The sequence below is a fragment of the Staphylococcus sp. LKG3-1 genome, assembly GCF_048568385.1.
Taxonomy (GTDB): Bacteria; Bacillota; Bacilli; order Staphylococcales; family Staphylococcaceae; genus Staphylococcus; species Staphylococcus saprophyticus.
On the sequence record NZ_CP183796.1, the window covers coordinates 14076 to 31081 of the forward strand.

The 17006-nt window shown below is 33.2% G+C and carries 12 protein-coding genes; 10 read left to right on the plus strand and 2 right to left on the minus strand.

Annotated elements, in window-relative coordinates; translation table 11 throughout:
* Nucleotides 1-2 precede the first annotated feature (2 nt).
* The 8 genes from ACM595_RS00060 to ACM595_RS00095 all read left to right on the plus strand — a co-directional run bounded on the left by ACM595_RS00060 (nt 3) and on the right by ACM595_RS00095 (nt 11892).
* The gene (locus tag ACM595_RS00060) at nt 3-578 is read left to right on the plus strand and encodes a TVP38/TMEM64 family protein (RefSeq protein WP_011303507.1); all 576 of its coding nucleotides are present in this window, start codon (nt 3-5) and stop codon (nt 576-578) included.
* 4 nt (nt 579-582) lie between these two features.
* Nucleotides 583-1101, plus strand: a complete 519-nt coding sequence (gene lepB, locus ACM595_RS00065; protein WP_002483788.1) for a signal peptidase I — start codon at nt 583-585, stop codon at nt 1099-1101.
* A gap of 18 nt (nt 1102-1119) precedes the next feature.
* Entirely contained in the window at nt 1120-1695 is a 576-nt protein-coding gene (gene lepB / locus ACM595_RS00070; RefSeq protein WP_011303505.1) for a signal peptidase I, read from the plus strand.
* Nucleotides 1696-2005: 310 nt separating this feature from the next.
* Nucleotides 2006-5467 (plus strand): helicase-exonuclease AddAB subunit AddB, encoded by a 3462-nt coding sequence (gene addB, locus ACM595_RS00075; protein WP_115338616.1) that lies wholly within the window; start codon nt 2006-2008, stop codon nt 5465-5467.
* On the plus strand, nt 5467-9126 hold the full coding sequence (gene addA / locus ACM595_RS00080) for a helicase-exonuclease AddAB subunit AddA (RefSeq protein ID WP_115338615.1): 3660 nt from the start codon (nt 5467-5469) through the stop codon (nt 9124-9126). The genes addB and addA overlap by 1 nt, the downstream gene beginning before the upstream one ends.
* Before the next feature lie 15 nt (nt 9127-9141).
* Nucleotides 9142-10278, plus strand: coding sequence for a DUF418 domain-containing protein (locus ACM595_RS00085; RefSeq protein WP_041079596.1), 1137 nt, complete (start codon nt 9142-9144; stop codon nt 10276-10278).
* Nucleotides 10279-10395: 117 nt separating this feature from the next.
* Complete coding sequence (locus ACM595_RS00090) at nt 10396-11301, plus strand: fumarylacetoacetate hydrolase family protein (protein ID WP_002483783.1); 906 nt, start codon at nt 10396-10398, stop codon at nt 11299-11301.
* Between the two features lie 201 nt (nt 11302-11502).
* On the plus strand, nt 11503-11892 hold the full coding sequence (locus ACM595_RS00095) for a YisL family protein (protein WP_011303500.1): 390 nt from the start codon (nt 11503-11505) through the stop codon (nt 11890-11892).
* Between the two features lie 69 nt (nt 11893-11961).
* Here ACM595_RS00095 and ACM595_RS00100 read toward each other — a convergent pair whose 3' ends face one another.
* Complete coding sequence (locus ACM595_RS00100) at nt 11962-13284, minus strand: CoA-disulfide reductase (protein ID WP_011303499.1); 1323 nt, start codon at nt 13282-13284, stop codon at nt 11962-11964.
* Nucleotides 13285-13310: 26 nt separating this feature from the next.
* Nucleotides 13311-14159: a Cof-type HAD-IIB family hydrolase gene (locus tag ACM595_RS00105; RefSeq protein WP_002483780.1), complete on the minus strand. Its 849-nt coding sequence runs from the start codon at nt 14157-14159 to the stop codon at nt 13311-13313.
* Nucleotides 14160-14271: 112 nt separating this feature from the next.
* Between ACM595_RS00105 and ACM595_RS00110 the strand changes: the two genes are divergently transcribed.
* Both ACM595_RS00110 and ACM595_RS00115 read left to right on the plus strand, forming a co-directional pair.
* Nucleotides 14272-14580 (plus strand): metal-sulfur cluster assembly factor, encoded by a 309-nt coding sequence (locus ACM595_RS00110; protein ID WP_002483779.1) that lies wholly within the window; start codon nt 14272-14274, stop codon nt 14578-14580.
* A gap of 223 nt (nt 14581-14803) precedes the next feature.
* The gene (locus ACM595_RS00115) at nt 14804-16636 is read left to right on the plus strand and encodes an acyltransferase family protein (protein ID WP_115338614.1); all 1833 of its coding nucleotides are present in this window, start codon (nt 14804-14806) and stop codon (nt 16634-16636) included.
* Nucleotides 16637-17006: the final 370 nt, after the last annotated feature.

Consider the following 17006-nt stretch of genomic DNA (forward strand, 5'->3'; position numbering starts at 1 on the left):
TAATGACAGAGGAGCAAGTACAGCATTGGTTTGATATGTTTGGTAGTTTAGGTTATATTGCAGGTTTCCTGCTACCTTTTATTGAAGCTTTTATTCCGATTTTACCAATCATTGTGTTTATCATTGTAAACGTCAATGCTTTTGGGTGGTTTATAGGTACTGTATTAGCTTGGGCTGGGACAGTTGCAGGGAGTTATATTGTCTTCTTGTTTTTCAGAAGATTAAATAATACAAAGTATATGAAAAAGGTTCAGCAACGTACTTCTGTGCAGAGGTTGATTCATTTTATCGATCGAAGAGGCGTTATTCCTATCTTTATTTTAATGTGCTTTCCATTTACACCAAGTGCACTCGTAAATATCGTTGCAAGTATGTCCCATATTAAAGCGCATGCTTATCTAACTGTGCTGATTATTTCTAAGTTTATCATGATTGGACTCGTTGGTTGGTTAGGCAATGATATTACGACTTTATTCTCTAATCCAACACGATTGATTACAATTGTGGTTGTCATTATCATCGTTTGGTTCGTTGGAAGGAAGATTGAGAAACATTTTATGAGTTCGTCGGAGGAGTGACAACTTGCGAAAAATATTAAAACATTTGATTTCAATTATAATTGCGATTATTATAGTACTGTTGATTCAAGCTTTTGTTATTACTGGTTCGGTGGTGAAAGATAATACAATGTCTCCGAATCTAAAGGAAAATGATCGTATATTTGTAAATAAAATACAATCAACATTTGATTTGTTAGATAATAATGATATTATAATGTATCGTAATGGTGATGATATTCAATATAGTAGGATTATTGGCAAACCTGGGCAGTCGATTGCTTTTAAAGGCGGTAAGCTTATTAGAGATGATAGGCAAGTTGATGAACCTTATACCCAAAACAGCATAGAAAATTTATCACTTAGGGATATAAAAAATTCTGAAAGTGATATCATACCACCAAATGCTTATTTTGTGCTCAATGATCAACGTACGAATAAGCATGATTCTAGGACATTGGGCTATATTAAGAAAGAAGATATTATCGGTAATGTTAGTATGAGATATTACCCATTTAAAAAATTCACGGTAGACTTCAATTAAATAGACGAGGTGTAAAAATTGAGAAAAGAGATAATCGAATGGATTGTATCCATTGTAGTAGCAGTTGCATTAGTATTGCTGATTGTTAACTTTGTGGCTAAACCGTATACAGTTAAAGGTGACTCTATGGATCCGACATTGAAAGATGGAGAACGTGTGATTGTAAATTTATTTTCTAAAAATTTAAGTGGCATTGAAAAAGGAAATGTTGTTGTATTCCATGCTACAAAAGAAAATGATTATGTAAAACGTGTGATTGGTACAGAAGGTGACAACGTAGAGTACAAGAAAGATGAATTGTACGTTAACGGTAAAAAAGTAGATGAACCTTACTTGGATTATAATAAGAAGCATAAACAATATAATTACATTACAGGAAGCTTTGAAACTAAAGATATCAATCAAGTAGATGAAAAGAATAAAATTCCTAAAGGTAAGTTGTTAGTGTTAGGAGACAACCGTGAAGTAAGTAAAGATAGTCGTTCGTTTGGTTTAATTGACGAAGATCAAATAGTCGGTAAGGTATCATTCAGTTTCTGGCCGCTAAATGAAATGAAATTTGGATTCAATCCTGATACAGATTATGGAAAGTAGATAAATTGTGTAAGAGATAGAACGCTCGTACCAATAGATGATTTCATTGTCTATTACAATAATTAAAAAATGAACTGGAGACTAAGTAGGTTTCCAGTTCATTTTTTATATTTTAAGTTTGTACAGTCTTATAATAAAGTGAATAAAAAAATAGTGAATGGTAAGTAGATATGTAAATATTACGACATTGCTTATAGACGTATATAATAAGTAAAATGTTTCTGGTAATTAATTAACTATGATAGGTGTAAGAAGTCATAACAGATAGCTTTATATGTTAAAATGTGAGTCAAAGGAGTTGGCGTAGATAATGGAATTAAATGCGTATATCGGTAGAGCAGGTACTGGGAAATCAAAAGCGATTATTGAAGAAATTAAAGAAAAAATGAAACAAGATCCATTAGGAGATCCGATAGTATTAATTGCGCCTACGCAAAATACGTTTCAACTTGAACAAGCATTTGTAAACGACAAAACATTAAATGGTAGTTTGAGAACAGAGGTATTGCACTTTGAACGTTTGAGCTATCGTGTATTTCAAGAAGTCGGCGGATTGATGGAACAACAATTATCAAAAGCAGGCACAGAAATGATGATATATGACATCATACAACAACATCAGTCTGAATTAAGGTTATATCAATCACAGGTAAAATATTATGGTTTTAGCGAGAAACTATATGAACAAATACAGGATTTTAAAAAATATGCGGTATCGCCACAACAACTAGAAATGTATATTGCGGAAAATAATTTACAAACGAGAACAAAGCATAAATTACAAGATATAGCATTGGTATACAAACACTTAGAAGATAGAATCAATGGTGAATATGTATCAACAGAGGATAGTTTGCAGCGGTTTATAGAAATGATGGACCAATCTGAGTGGCTTAAACGCGCAGAAATTTATATAGACGGTTTCCACAACTTTTCAACATTAGAGTATCAAATCATACAAAGTTTAGTAAAATATGCGAAAAAAGTGACGATTGTATTAACGACTGATGGTGATAGAGATCTTTTTAGTTTGTTTAGAAAACCCTCTGAATCATTGACGCATATAGAAGAAATTGCGAATAATTTAAATATACAATTACATAGTAGACAGTTTTTGGATGTGCAGCGATTCATACACAAAGACTTGAAACACTTGGAACACAATTTCAATGCATTACAGTTTGAGCCTATTCCAACAGAAGGTAATGTTGAAATTCTAGAAGCTTCTGGCATGCGTGAAGAAATTAACGAAGTTGCGCGACGTATCTTAAGAGAAAATCGTGAACAAGGTCGTCGTTTCCAAGATATTGCTATTTTATATAGAGACGAATCATATGCTTATTTAATGGAATCTATATTGCCACAGTACGATATACCATACAACATAGATGTGAAGTCATCTATGACGCATCATCCAATAATGGAAATGATACGTTCACTTATAGAAGTTATCCAAACTGGATGGCAATTTGATCCATTAATGCGTTTGTTTAAAACAAATGTTTTAACTAAAAAATTTAAAGATAGCCAATATCTTATTGATATATTAGAGAACTTTGTATTAGAGCGCGGTATATATGGCAAGCGTTGGATAGACGACAAATACTTTGATATAGAACAATTTAGAAAAATGGGTTTGAAACGCCAGCCATTAACAGATGAAGAACGCGAAACCTTTGAGCGTGTCATTCAATTAAAAAATGACGTAATGAAAAAAGTCATGTTATTTGAGGAGAAAATAAATAATGCTAGCACAGCGATCGCTTTTGCGACTGCATTTTATGAAGCGATGGAAGCATTTGATTTGCCAAGTCAATTAATGACAGATAGAGATGCATTAGACTTTAATGGTGAACATAAAAAAGCCGAAGAGATAGATCAAATATGGAATGGTCTTATACAAACACTAGATGATTTAGTGACAGTATTTGATGATCAAAGCATGTCAAAAACGCGCTTCTTAGAACTCTTTGATATTGGATTAGAACAACTAGAATTTATTATGATTCCGCAGACATTAGACCAAGTGAGTATTGGAACTATGGATTTAGCGAAAGTGGATAATAAACAACATGTTTACCTTGTAGGGGCTAATGATGGCGTGTTGCCACAAACGGTGACTGCATCTAGTTTAATTACAGATGAAGAGAAAAAGTATTTCCAAGAGCAGTCATCAATCGAATTAAGTCCCACAGCTGATATTTTACAAATGGATGAAGCATTTGTTTGTTATATTGCTATGACAAGAAGTCGTGCGCATGTCACATTTTCATATGCATTGATGGGAGCGAGTGGTGATGTGAAAGAGCCGAGTCCATTCTTACATCAAATTCAGCAATTGTATACAAATTTAGAAGTACAAAATATTCATCATCAACATCAAGCAGAGCCTTTAAGGTTAATGGAACATCCTCATCAAACTAAGATTGCGCTTTTTGAATCTTTGAAGGCATGGCTAGATGATGAATTGGTAGCTGAAACTTGGTTAGATACGTATCAAGTGATGAGAGATGATACGCGCTTAAATGATGGTTTAAGCTATTTACTTTCTGCTTTAACATACGATAATCAGACAGTTCAACTCAATCCATCATTATCTAAAGCATTATATGGCTCAACCATTAATGCAAGTGTGTCTCGTTTTGAAGGATATCAGGCGTGCCCATTTAAACATTTTGCTTCTCATGGTTTAAGACTTAATGAACGTACAAAATATAAACTAGAAAATTTTGACTTAGGCGACATATTTCATCGGGTTTTAAAATTCATTTCAGAAAAAGTAAATGGTGATTTTAAGAATTTAAATCCAAAACAAATACACAAGTTAACGACAGAAGCATTGAGTGAAATATTACCAGAAGTTCAATTTAATTTACTTAATTCAACGGCGTATTATCGCTATTTGTCGCAACGCATTGGTGCCATTGTTGAGACGACATTGACTGCACTTAAATACCAAGGAAGTCATACTAAGTTTACACCACAACGTTTTGAAGCTAGCTTTAGAAGAAAACCTAAAGATCAAAGTGAGTTATTAGCAGCACCATTGCAAACGAAACAAGGTATTCCAATCAATATTCGCGGGCAAATCGACCGTATCGACACATACCAACAAGGCGATGAAAGTTTTGTAAATATTATAGATTATAAGTCTTCCAAGTACAGTGGTACGTTAGATTTAACTAAAGTATATTATGGCATGCAAATGCAAATGATGACTTATATGGATATTGTTCTGCAAAATAAATCAAGACTTGGTTTAACAGATATGACTAAACCAGGAGGTCTACTATATTTTCACGTACATGAACCACGTATTAAATTAGCTTGGAATCAATTAAGTGAAGATAAAAGAGACACCGAATTTATTAATTCGTTTAAACTCAGTGGTTTATTAAATAGTGACACATCTGTCTTAGATGCGTTTGATACACGATTAGAACCAAGTTACAATTCCGATATTGTACCATTAGGTTTGAAAAAGGATGGCGGAATTAAAAGTAATAGTAAAGTTGCCGATGAACAGACAATTTATAAATTAATTAAGCATAATAAGCAGAACTTTATTGAAACAGCGTCAAATATCATGGATGGTCATACCGAAGTTGCGCCAATGAAATATAACCAAACATTACCATGTGATTTTTGTAATTATAAATCAGTCTGTCATGTAGATGGCATGATTGATAGTAAACGATATCGTACAGTTGACGAATCAATCAATCCACTTGAAGCAATCCAAGATGTAGATTTAGAAAGTGAGGGTGAGTAATGATGAATGACATTCCAGTGAAACCAACAGGGACACGATGGACTGATAACCAATGGCAGAGTATCTATGCCAAAGGCCAGGATATTCTTGTTGCAGCTGCAGCCGGTTCTGGTAAAACAGCAGTACTTGTTGAACGTATCATTCAACGCATTATCAGAGATGAAATTGATGTTGATAAATTGCTTGTGGTTACTTTTACAAATGCAAGTGCACGTGAAATGAAACAACGTGTAGATCAACGCATTCAAGAAGCTTCAATTGAAAATCCGGACAATGCACATTTGAAAAATCAACGTGTCAAAATACATCAAGCACAGATATCTACATTACATAGCTTTTGCTTGAAACTCATTCAACAACATTATGATGTCTTAGATATTGATCCTAATTTTAGAACAAGCAGTGAAGCGGAAAATATATTATTACTAGAGCAAACAATCGATGAAGTGCTCGAACGCCATTACGATATATTGGATCCTCATTTTGTTGATTTAACAGAGCAATTATCATCTGACCGTAATGATGATCAATTAAGGAATACCATTAAAGAAATGTATTACTTTAGTGTTGCTAACCCAAATCCATTAAATTGGCTACAACATTTGTCAACACCATACGAAGATGAATCACAGCAAGAAACATTATTCAATTTGCTTAATGATTTAGCGATGATATTTATGAATTCTGCGTTAGAGGCACTCAATAAGAGTTACGATTTATTTATGATGTTGGAAGAAGTAGATAAACAAGTCGCTGTATTAGATAAAGAACGCCGTTTCTTAGCAGAAGCGATGGAAGGTGGCTTGTTAAATACGCAAAAAATTGCTGAACATCAATTTGAATCACGTTTTCCTGCAAAAAATAAAAAGATAAAAGAAGCTAATGAAATGATGATGGATGCATATGATGATGGTAAAAAGCATTATGATGATTACAAAGCGTTAGTGAGTAAAGTCCAAGAAGATTATTTTTCACGTGAAGCCGCTGACTTAAAAACAGATATGCAACGTTTAGCGCCAAGAGTCGCTTATTTAGCGCAAGTTACAGCAGATGTGATTGAACAATTTAATCATAAAAAGCGAAGTCGTAACTTACTGGATTTTTCGGATTATGAACATTTCGCCTTGCGTATTTTGATGGACTCAGACGGTAATCCGTCAGAAATTGCAGATATGTATCGCAAGCAATTTGAGGAAATCCTTGTAGATGAATATCAAGACACCAATCGTGTTCAAGAAAAAATCATTGCCTGCATTAAACGTGGTGGCGAAGCGGATGGTAATTTGTTTATGGTTGGTGATGTGAAACAGTCTATTTATAAATTTAGACAAGCAGATCCAAGTCTTTTTATAGGGAAATATAATCGCTTTACGCTTGATGGGTCTGAACACGGTATGCGCATAGATTTGTCTCAGAACTTTCGATCAAGGGAAGAAGTATTAACAACGACGAATTATTTATTTAAGCATATGATGGACGAGGCAGTAGGAGAAATTGTTTACGACGATGCAGCACAGTTATATTATGGGGCGCCGTTTGATCATAAACCACATGATGTACAGTTGAATATGTTAATTGAAGATGCAACATCAGACTTAAATGGATCAGAACAAGAGGCAGAATATATTGTACAGCAAGTTGAAAAAATAATGTCGCAACATGAAATTTATGATATTAAAACGGAACAATATCGAAAACCGAGCTATAAAGATATTGTGATTTTAGAAAGATCATATGGACAAGCGCGTAAAATTCAACAAGCATTTAAGGATCATAATATCCCATTTCATGTGAACAGCAAGGAAGGTTATTTTGAACAAACTGAAGTGCAATTGATTTTATCGTTTTTAAGAACCATAGATAACCCTTTACAAGATATTTATTTAGTCGGTCTCATGCGTTCGGTTATTTATCAATTTACTGAGGATGAGTTATCTAATATACGTGTATTTAGCCCAAACGATGATTACTTTTATCAATCGATAAAGCATTACATGGCCAATGATGTAGCTAATAAAAAATTAGTAGCTAAACTTGCGTCATTCCTTGAAGATATCGAACAATATCAAGACTATAGTCAAAGTCATCCAGTTTATCAACTCATCGATAAATTTTATAATGATCACTACGTCATACAGTACTTTAGCGGCATTATTGGTGGTAAAGGTCGTCGTGCGAATTTATATGGATTATTTAACAAAGCGGTCGAATTTGAAAACTCAAGTTTTCGTGGATTGTATCAATTTATTCGTTTTATTGATGAACTTATTGAACGTGGTAAAGATTTTGGTGAAGAGAATATAGTCGGACCGAACGATGATGTTGTTAGAATGATGACAATTCATAGCAGTAAAGGGCTAGAGTTTCCATTTGTTATATATTCTGGGCTTTCTCGTAAGTTTAGACGTGATGATTTACATCGGCCGGTTATATTAAATCAGAGTTATGGTTTAGGTATGGCGTATTATGATGTTGAAAGTAATTTATCTTATCCGTCGTTATCTTCAGTGACATATAAAGCGATTGCTGAAAAAGAGATGGTTTCAGAAGAAATGCGACTCATTTATGTTGCTTTAACACGCGCAAAAGAACAACTTTTTTTAATTGGTAGAGTTAAAGATGAAAAAACACTTTCACAGTTTGAACAAGTATCCGTATCGGAATCCCATTTACCGGTGAGTTATCGCATAACAGCACAACGACCGATTGATATGATTTATCCAATACTAGCCAAATACCAGTCTTCATCATTGCCAAATGAGTTGCGCTTTGAACAGACGATAGAGGACGTTGATCAAGCCATGCGACCATATGTACAATTAAACACTGATTTTTATGAAGATATTGCGTCAGAAACAGTCACTGATGTAAGCGAACAGCGCACGGTAGCAGATATAGAAATGAATCATTCGAAAAATGAAGCACTTCAAGCTCAAATTCGTAATCAATTAAGCTATAAATATCCATATCAATCAGCTATAGAAAAGCCCTCAAAGCAGTCGGTTTCGGAGTTGAAGCGTCAGCATGAGACGGAACAATCAGATACGAACTATGATAGAGTTAGACAATATCGTATTGGTTCTACTTCATATGAGAGACCGGCATTTTTAAGCCGTAGTAAGCAAAGAAAAGCGAATGAAATAGGTACATTAATGCATACAGTTATGCAACACTTACCTTTTAATAAGGATAGATTAACCGAAGAAGATGTAAACCGTCTCGTAGATCATCTGATAGCGCAACATATTATTCCTGAAGATGCCAAACAAGATATCCGATTTGATGATATCTACAATTTTATAGCAAGTGACTTGTATCAATTAATTGCTGAAAGTGACGAAATATATCGCGAGTTGCCATTTGTTGTTAATCAAAATGAGGTTGACCATAACAAGCATAGTGAAGAAGATGCTTCAATTATTCAAGGGATGATTGACCTTATATTTGTTAAAGAGGGACAATATTATTTTGTAGATTATAAGACAGATGCCTTTAATAGACGAAGAAATATGTCAGATGAAGAGATTGGTGCTCAATTGAGAGAACGCTATAAGGTTCAAATGAATCATTATCGTAATACATTAGAAACAATATTGAAGACCGATGTGAAAGGATTCTTGTATTTCTTTAAATTTGGTCAGTTATCTATAGAAGGATAAAAAGGAGCGTTACACGTGCCTGTGAAACAAAGAATATTTGAATTAGATGCTTTGCGAGGAATAAGTCTTTTCGGCATTATTTTAATGAATATTTTAGTTTTTAGTCTTCCGTACGAGATGGCTTCAATGTCTCAGACAGTAAAAGGCTTTAATGCTGTATTACTTCATTTGATTACACTGTTTGTTATAGGTTCATTTTATCCAATATTCACTTTTTTATTTGGGTATGGACTTGGTATGATGTTTGAGCATAGTCGAATCAGAAAAATTCGATTTTATCCGATGATCTACAGAAGACTTAGCTTTTTATTAGTCATCGGCGTAATTCACGGTATGTTTATCTTTTCAGGTGATATCCTATTTGGTTATGCATTTACAGGGCTATTCGCAGTACTGTTTATTAAAATGAAAGCCCAAAAGCTAATTAAAATAGCTAGTATTTTATTTGTGTTTAAAATCCTTATCTTTGTGGTGCCTTTTGCCATTTTAAATTATACGCAAGGTGTTTATGAGAAAAATAACTATCTAGGTATATCTCTGCAACAATTTATCGATGTTAAACAGAATGGACACTATGATTCATTTTTAAAGTTGAACGTTCTTGAGAATCTATATAGTATGTTGGATATTTTAATGGGATCTGCATTTCTGGAATTTTTACCTTATGCCCTTTTCGGTATTGCTGCATATAAGATGAATTTAATTGAACTTATTCGAACAAAAAGCTCATCCTTTTTGAAATGGGGGAGTTTAATAGCTATTTTAGGCTATTGTATTAAAATGCCTTTTGCTATTGATTATGATAATGGTTCATTCGCTGTTATCAATGCTGTAGGTGGCCCGATTGTATCTGCAGGATATATTATACTCATAGTATATTTATGTCAAAGTGTTCATGGTGCACAAATCATGCGTATATTTAAGTATCCCGGTAAATTGAGCTTATCGGTTTATATTACTCAAAGTATCATGTTTACATTTATTTTTATGGGCTTTGGCTTAGGGTTATATAACAAGTTGCCATTATATCAATCCTATCTCATTGTTATCATTTTTTATAGCTTACAAGTCATTGGTTGCTATTTTTATTTGAAAAAATTCAGTAAAGGTCCAATAGAATGGTTATGGCGAAAAGTCACATATTTGAAGTAATCGTTTTAGTTTAGGTAAAAGGCCTGAATTTTTGGCTTATACTAGTTATATATTTGTTATTTAGTGGTAAATATAGTTATAATATGAAATAAGATATAGATGAGGAGCTGATAATGAATGAAATTCCTATCATTCAAACATGAAGGACAGACATCATATGGTGTGAAAGTAAAACGTGAAGAAGCTGCATGGGACTTGAAGAAAGTATTTGCAGATTTTGCTGAAGGTTCATTTCACCCTAAAACGTTATTAAATGGTCTTCAACAAAATCAAGTCGTAGATTTTCAAGAACAAGTTCGTAAAGCGGTTGTTGCAGCGGAAGACAGTGGTAAAGGTGAAGATTACAAAGTTCAGTTTAGCGACATTGAATTTTTACCACCGGTCACGCCAACTAATAATGTAATTGCCTTTGGACGTAATTATCAAGATCATGCGAATGAGTTAAATCACGAAGTACAACGTTTGTATGTTTTTACTAAAGCTGCTTCGTCATTAACTGGTGATAATAGCACGATACCAAATCATAAAGATATTACGGATCAACTAGACTATGAAGGTGAGCTTGGTATTGTCATTGGCAAATCTGGTGAGAAAATACCTAAAGGTCTCGCTTTAGATTATGTTTATGGTTATACAATTATTAATGATATAACAGACCGTAAAGCTCAAAATGCACAGGACCAAGCATTCTTATCTAAAAGTTTAACAGGGGGTTGCCCTGTAGGACCATATATTGTAACAAAAGATGAATTACCAACGCCAGAAGATGTCAATATTGTAACCAAAGTTAACAATGATATTCGTCAAGATGGCAATACAGGTCAAATGATTCTTAAAATTGATGAATTAATAGAAGAAATTTCAAAATATGTAGCATTACATCCAGGAGATATTATTGCGACTGGCACACCAGCGGGTGTTGGTGCAGGTATGAATCCACCGCAATTCTTACAACCTGGTGATGAAATTAAGGTAACAATAGATAATATTGGTACGTTAACAAACTTTATTGCAGATAAATAATCATTGATTATTGTTAACTGGTTAGTCCATGGCGGGTTAACCAGTTTTATTTTTTGTAAATTAGTAATGTAGTTTTTTTGAATTGTACAGTTATATTGAGTATGATAAGAGATGTAATCTTTTGACTTCAAAGTTAAAAGGGGACAACATACTTCTGTTTTATATATTTTTGAAGTAAAAATTGTGTGGGGGTAATCAAGTATGTTACATATGCATATTGCTAGTTGGGTTTTATTAATCATCTTGTTCTTTGCTGCTTATTTTAATTTTTCAGAAAAACAAGGTGCATCACCATATTTCAAACCAATTCATATGCTATTAAGACTATTTATGCTATTAGTCTTAATTTCTGGATTTTGGGTTTGGATTCAATCATTTTCATCAGGAGCTGCTGGTGGGCACATGTTACTTACATTGAAAATGATATGTGGTGTGGCTGTAGTTGCATTAATGGAAGTAACAATTACTAAACGTAAAAAAGGGCAACCTAGTCATGGCTTAATGTGGACGACGATTGTAGTAATCATCTTAACGATGATTATAGGTATTATTTTACCTATGGGTCCAATTACGCAAATGTTTGGTTTATAAACGTAAGTGTATAACAATAATAAAAGCCGTACAATTCCATTAGGAAATGTACGGCTTTTATTTATATAGTTATTTATTTCGTGCTTTATAACCTATCATATTAATAATATCTTTGGGTCTACTGTATGGTGGTGCATAAGCTACTTCAAATTCAACTAATTCATCGATAGTGAGTTTATGCATCATAGCCATTGATAGTACATCAATACGTTTGTCGACACCTTTCATACCTACTGCTGCAGCACGAATGATACGTCGATTTGTCTTATCAAAGTAAACGCGTAAGTGCAGCTTGGTATTTCCTGGGTAATAACCGGCATGTTCACCTTGATTTGCTTCGACCATTGCATAATCAAAATTTGAAAGCTCTTTCGGTGATACACCGACACTAGCAAATGTATAATCGAAGAATTTTACGATATTTGAGCCTAAATAACCTTTAAAGTGTATCTTGTGATCACCAGCTAATTGTTCGGCGATGACACTAGCACCACGATGTGCACCCCAAGCTAAAGGAACGTGTGCATTTAAATCAACATGGCGATAATGGGACGTAATGATATCACCTAGTGCATAAATATTTGGAATGTTCGTTTGAAATTGGTCGTTTACTGGAATATAGCCTTTATCATCTAAAGTAACGTTTGAATTTTTTATAAATTCTGAGTTTGGTTTAACACCAACGCCTTCGATAATTAGGTCATAATTTTCAACTTTACCAGATTCAAAATGCACTGCATTGCCCACAACTTTTGAAATTTCTTCGTTGAATCTATAATGAATATCTCTCTTATCCATTTCATCGAGGATTGCTTGATTCATGTCTTGATCCATTAGTTTATTAATATGTGTTGAACGATGGATGAGTGTAGGGGAGATACCTCTTTCATATAGATTATCTAAAATTTCAAGACCAATATATCCAGTACCTACGACAAGTGCGTTTTTAACTTGATTTTCTTTGATGAATGTTTCAATTGCATCTGTATCTTCCATGTTTCTTAATGTAAACGCAATAGGACTATCTAAATTTAATGAATTGGCACTACAGCCAGGACTTAATATTAAAGTATCATAATGTGTCTCAAAATACGTATCCTGTATACGATCATAGACAGTAATTGTATTCTCTGTGTCATTGATTGATGTTACTTTGTGACAAGGTTTGACAACAATATTTTTAGCTTCATAAAATGATTCAGGTGTTGCTTCAAGCACCTTATTGCGCGAATCTACCACGTTACCTAAATAATAAGGCAGGGCACAATTAGCAAAACTCATATCTCTATCTTTTTCAAAGACAACAATTTCGCTTTCTTGATCAAGTCTTCTAATTTGACTGGCTACCGTTGCACCACCTGCAACTGCACCTACTACTACAATTTTATTCATAATGAAAAGCCTCCTTAAGTATCTATCTATGATTCTATACTAGATTTTACTGTTTCTTCATAAGGCATATTTAATTGGAAATAGTCGTTTAAATAACGTCCAATGCCATCCTCATTATTAGAATATGTAGTTTGATTTGCAACGTGTTTAAGTTCATCTAAACCATTGTCCATCGCGATACCGTGTTTCGCATATTTAATCATTTCCAAATCGTTATCTTCGTCTCCAAAAGCAATGATATGATTTCTATCAATATTTAAATACGATTTCACATAATCAATCCCACGTGCTTTGCTAATACCTTGCTTAACAATTTCTATTACTGGGAATGGTGAACCCCATCGACGATGTTCAATATTTTCAGCGTAAAAACGTGTGAGCATTTGTTTGACTCTAGGAATCATAAATTCTTCTGCTTCAACTAAAATCGATGTTGGAGACTCAGTTAATGAGTTAAGTAAATCGCCTGTTTCAACTTTTGGATTTCCCATAGAGAACCCATCGAATAATTTTTGATCGTAATTATTAATAAAAACATAATCTTTAACTTCAGCAATCATGTTTGTTACGCCATAATCATTCAGTGATTCAATGATGTTTTTAGATAAATCTAAGTCCAATACTTCATGCATTGGCTCAAACTGATCGTCTTTTGGATGATGAACAAAGGCACCATTGAAATTAACAACGGGTGTATCCATATTTAATTCATGGTAATATATTTGACTGGCTCTATAAGGTCTACCAGTAGCAATCATTAATTTATGACCTTGTTGTTGTAGTGTTGTTAAAACGTTTTTTGTATATGGTGAGATTACTTTTTCATCTGTTAATAACGTGCCGTCTAGATCTAGACAAATTAAATAAGATTCCATTTAATTCTCCTTAATGTTTTTTATTGATGTATGAATATCATAGCATTTTATTGGCGTTTTGTAAGATATTTGATATATTGTTAGTATCATTAAATTCGAAGAGGTGATATGAATGGATGAAGGATTAAAAGATAGCATATTAAATGCATTAGAAATGGTTATTGACCCTGAGTTAGGTATTGATATTGTCAACTTAGGTTTAGTATATAATGTTGATGTTAATGACGAAGGTTTATGTACAGTTGAAATGACATTAACATCTATGGGATGCCCAATGGGACCACAAATTGTTAACCAAGTTAAAATGGTTTTAGCTGAGATTCCAGAAATAGCAGATACAGAAGTGAATATTGTTTGGAGTCCACCATGGGGTAAAGACATGATGTCTCGTTATGCTAAAATTGCATTAGGCATCGGCTAACGCTACTAATAGTAATTGAAAATACTAGCTTAAAGATCGATAATGATCTATAGGCTAGTATTTTTTTGAAAATTTAAAGCATGCTGACAATCTTAAAATAAAAATTTTCTATAGTGCAAATCATTAAAATAATTGCAGTTATGTTACGAAAGTATTACAATGGCTTGGTGTAAAACATTAAAAAGCAAAAGTAATATATTCGGAGATGAAAGTATGGTAGTAAATGAACAGAAATTCTAATAATCGTAATCAAACCAACCGTCACACGCGTTATATGCCTGGTTTAGATGGACTTAGAGCAATTGCAGTTATAGGTATTATTATTTATCATTTAAATAAGCAATGGTTATCTGGTGGGTTTCTTGGTGTAGATACATTTTTTGTAATTTCGGGCTACTTAATTACAAGTTTACTTTTGTTTGAGTATGAAAGTACCGGCATTATCAATTTGAAGCAGTTTTGGTTACGGCGAATTAAACGTTTGATACCGGCCGTATTGGTATTAGTTGTTACAGTAACTTTAGCGACACTCATTTTTAAGCCTGAACAAATTATAAGTATAAAGCATGATGCATTTGCAGCCATTTTTTATGTATCAAATTGGTGGTATATTGCAACTGATGTAAATTATTTTGAACAGTTTGCCTTTATGCCATTAAAACATTTGTGGTCATTAGCAATTGAAGAGCAATTCTACATAGTTTTTCCAATCGTTTTGATAGCATTATTATTAACAATTAAGAAATACCGAAATGTAACACTTATTTTTTGGATTATTTCACTGATTTCATTACTTTTAATGGTTTGGATTTCTCAACCACATATGCAACATTCTCGTGTTTATTTTGGAACAGATACAAGGTTACAAACGATGTTGCTCGGTGTTATATTAGCCTTTATTTGGCCGCCATTTAAATTAAAGCAGAACCCTAATCCTAGTCTCAGGTTCATTATTGATAGTATAGGTGCAATAGGGATTTTAATACTCTTATTACTTTTCATTAAAGTCGATGATAATAGTGATTGGATCTATAATGGTGGTTTTTACCTTATTTCCGGTATCACTTTATTTGTTATCATTAGTGTAGTGCATCCATCGGGGTATTTCGCTAAATTAATAGGAAATCCTTTCTTTGTTTATATTGGTAAACGCTCTTATAGTTTATATTTATGGCATTTCCCAGTCATAAGCTTTTTACATTCCTATTATGTTGAAGGCCAAGTCCCATTATATGTATATGCTCTAGACATCTTATTGACTATTTTCTTTGCTGAAATATCATATAGATTCATTGAAACACAGTTTAGAAAACAAGGATTCAAGGCCTTAAGTATTAATAAATATAAAAAGTCCACATTAATCAGAACTATACTACTAGGCGTGATACTGCTACCAACCATTTTTATTTTTGCGGGGACATTTGATCGTTTAGGAAAAGGCCAAATTAATAATAAATCAACGTCATATAATACAGCAGAAATTGATAAGTATATGGTTAGACCCATACCGGTCGACGATGTTAACTTTTTAGGAGATTCAAATTTTAAAAAAGATAAAGATAATGAGGTATATACTGATTTGAGTCCACTGCTTATTGGTGATTCGGTTATGGTTGATATTGGAGAAACTTTTAAAACGCACGTTCCCAATGCAACCATTGATGGTAAAGTCGGACGTAATTTATATGAAGCTATACCATTAACAGATGAAAAATATAAATCTTACAATTATAAGTCTAAGCAAGTGATTTTAGAATTAGGAACGAATGGAGATTTTTCTGAAGTACAGCTGGACGAACTGATAGGCAAATATGGAAAAGCCAATGTGTATTTGATTAACACGCGTGTACCAAGAAGCTATGAAGGTCATGTCAACCAAGTTATGTCAGACGCAGCTAAAAAGCATCATAATGTAACATTGATTGATTGGTATCAACGTTCGAAAGGCCATAGCGAGTACTTTGCACCAGATGGTATTCATTTAGAGCCTTCAGGTGTAAAAGCATTAACAGATGAAATTTTAAAACATATTGCAACGAAATCAACCGCTAAGTAGCAAAATTAAATATGAAATTGAGTCAATTTAATAAATTTAATTAGAGTGTGATTTGCATGAAATAGACTGCTAAAACACAATAAAAGGCATAACCGCTTAATGAACAAGAGGTTATGCCTTTTAATTTATTGAGTGTCATGAATATTCATATCTAAGGGGTGTTTATATATCATGTTTAAAATGAACAAAGTCATTGTTTAGAATATAAAAATTATGGGCAAAACATAGGTATATAAAGCATTACACGCAGCTAAAATAATTTAAAATTTATAGTTATATTGGTTGATAAAAGTGAACAATAGGATTATAATAAAATTAAGGTCAAAGAAAGTCAAAGTCAAACTTACTTTGTTCTTGATCAAAGACTAAA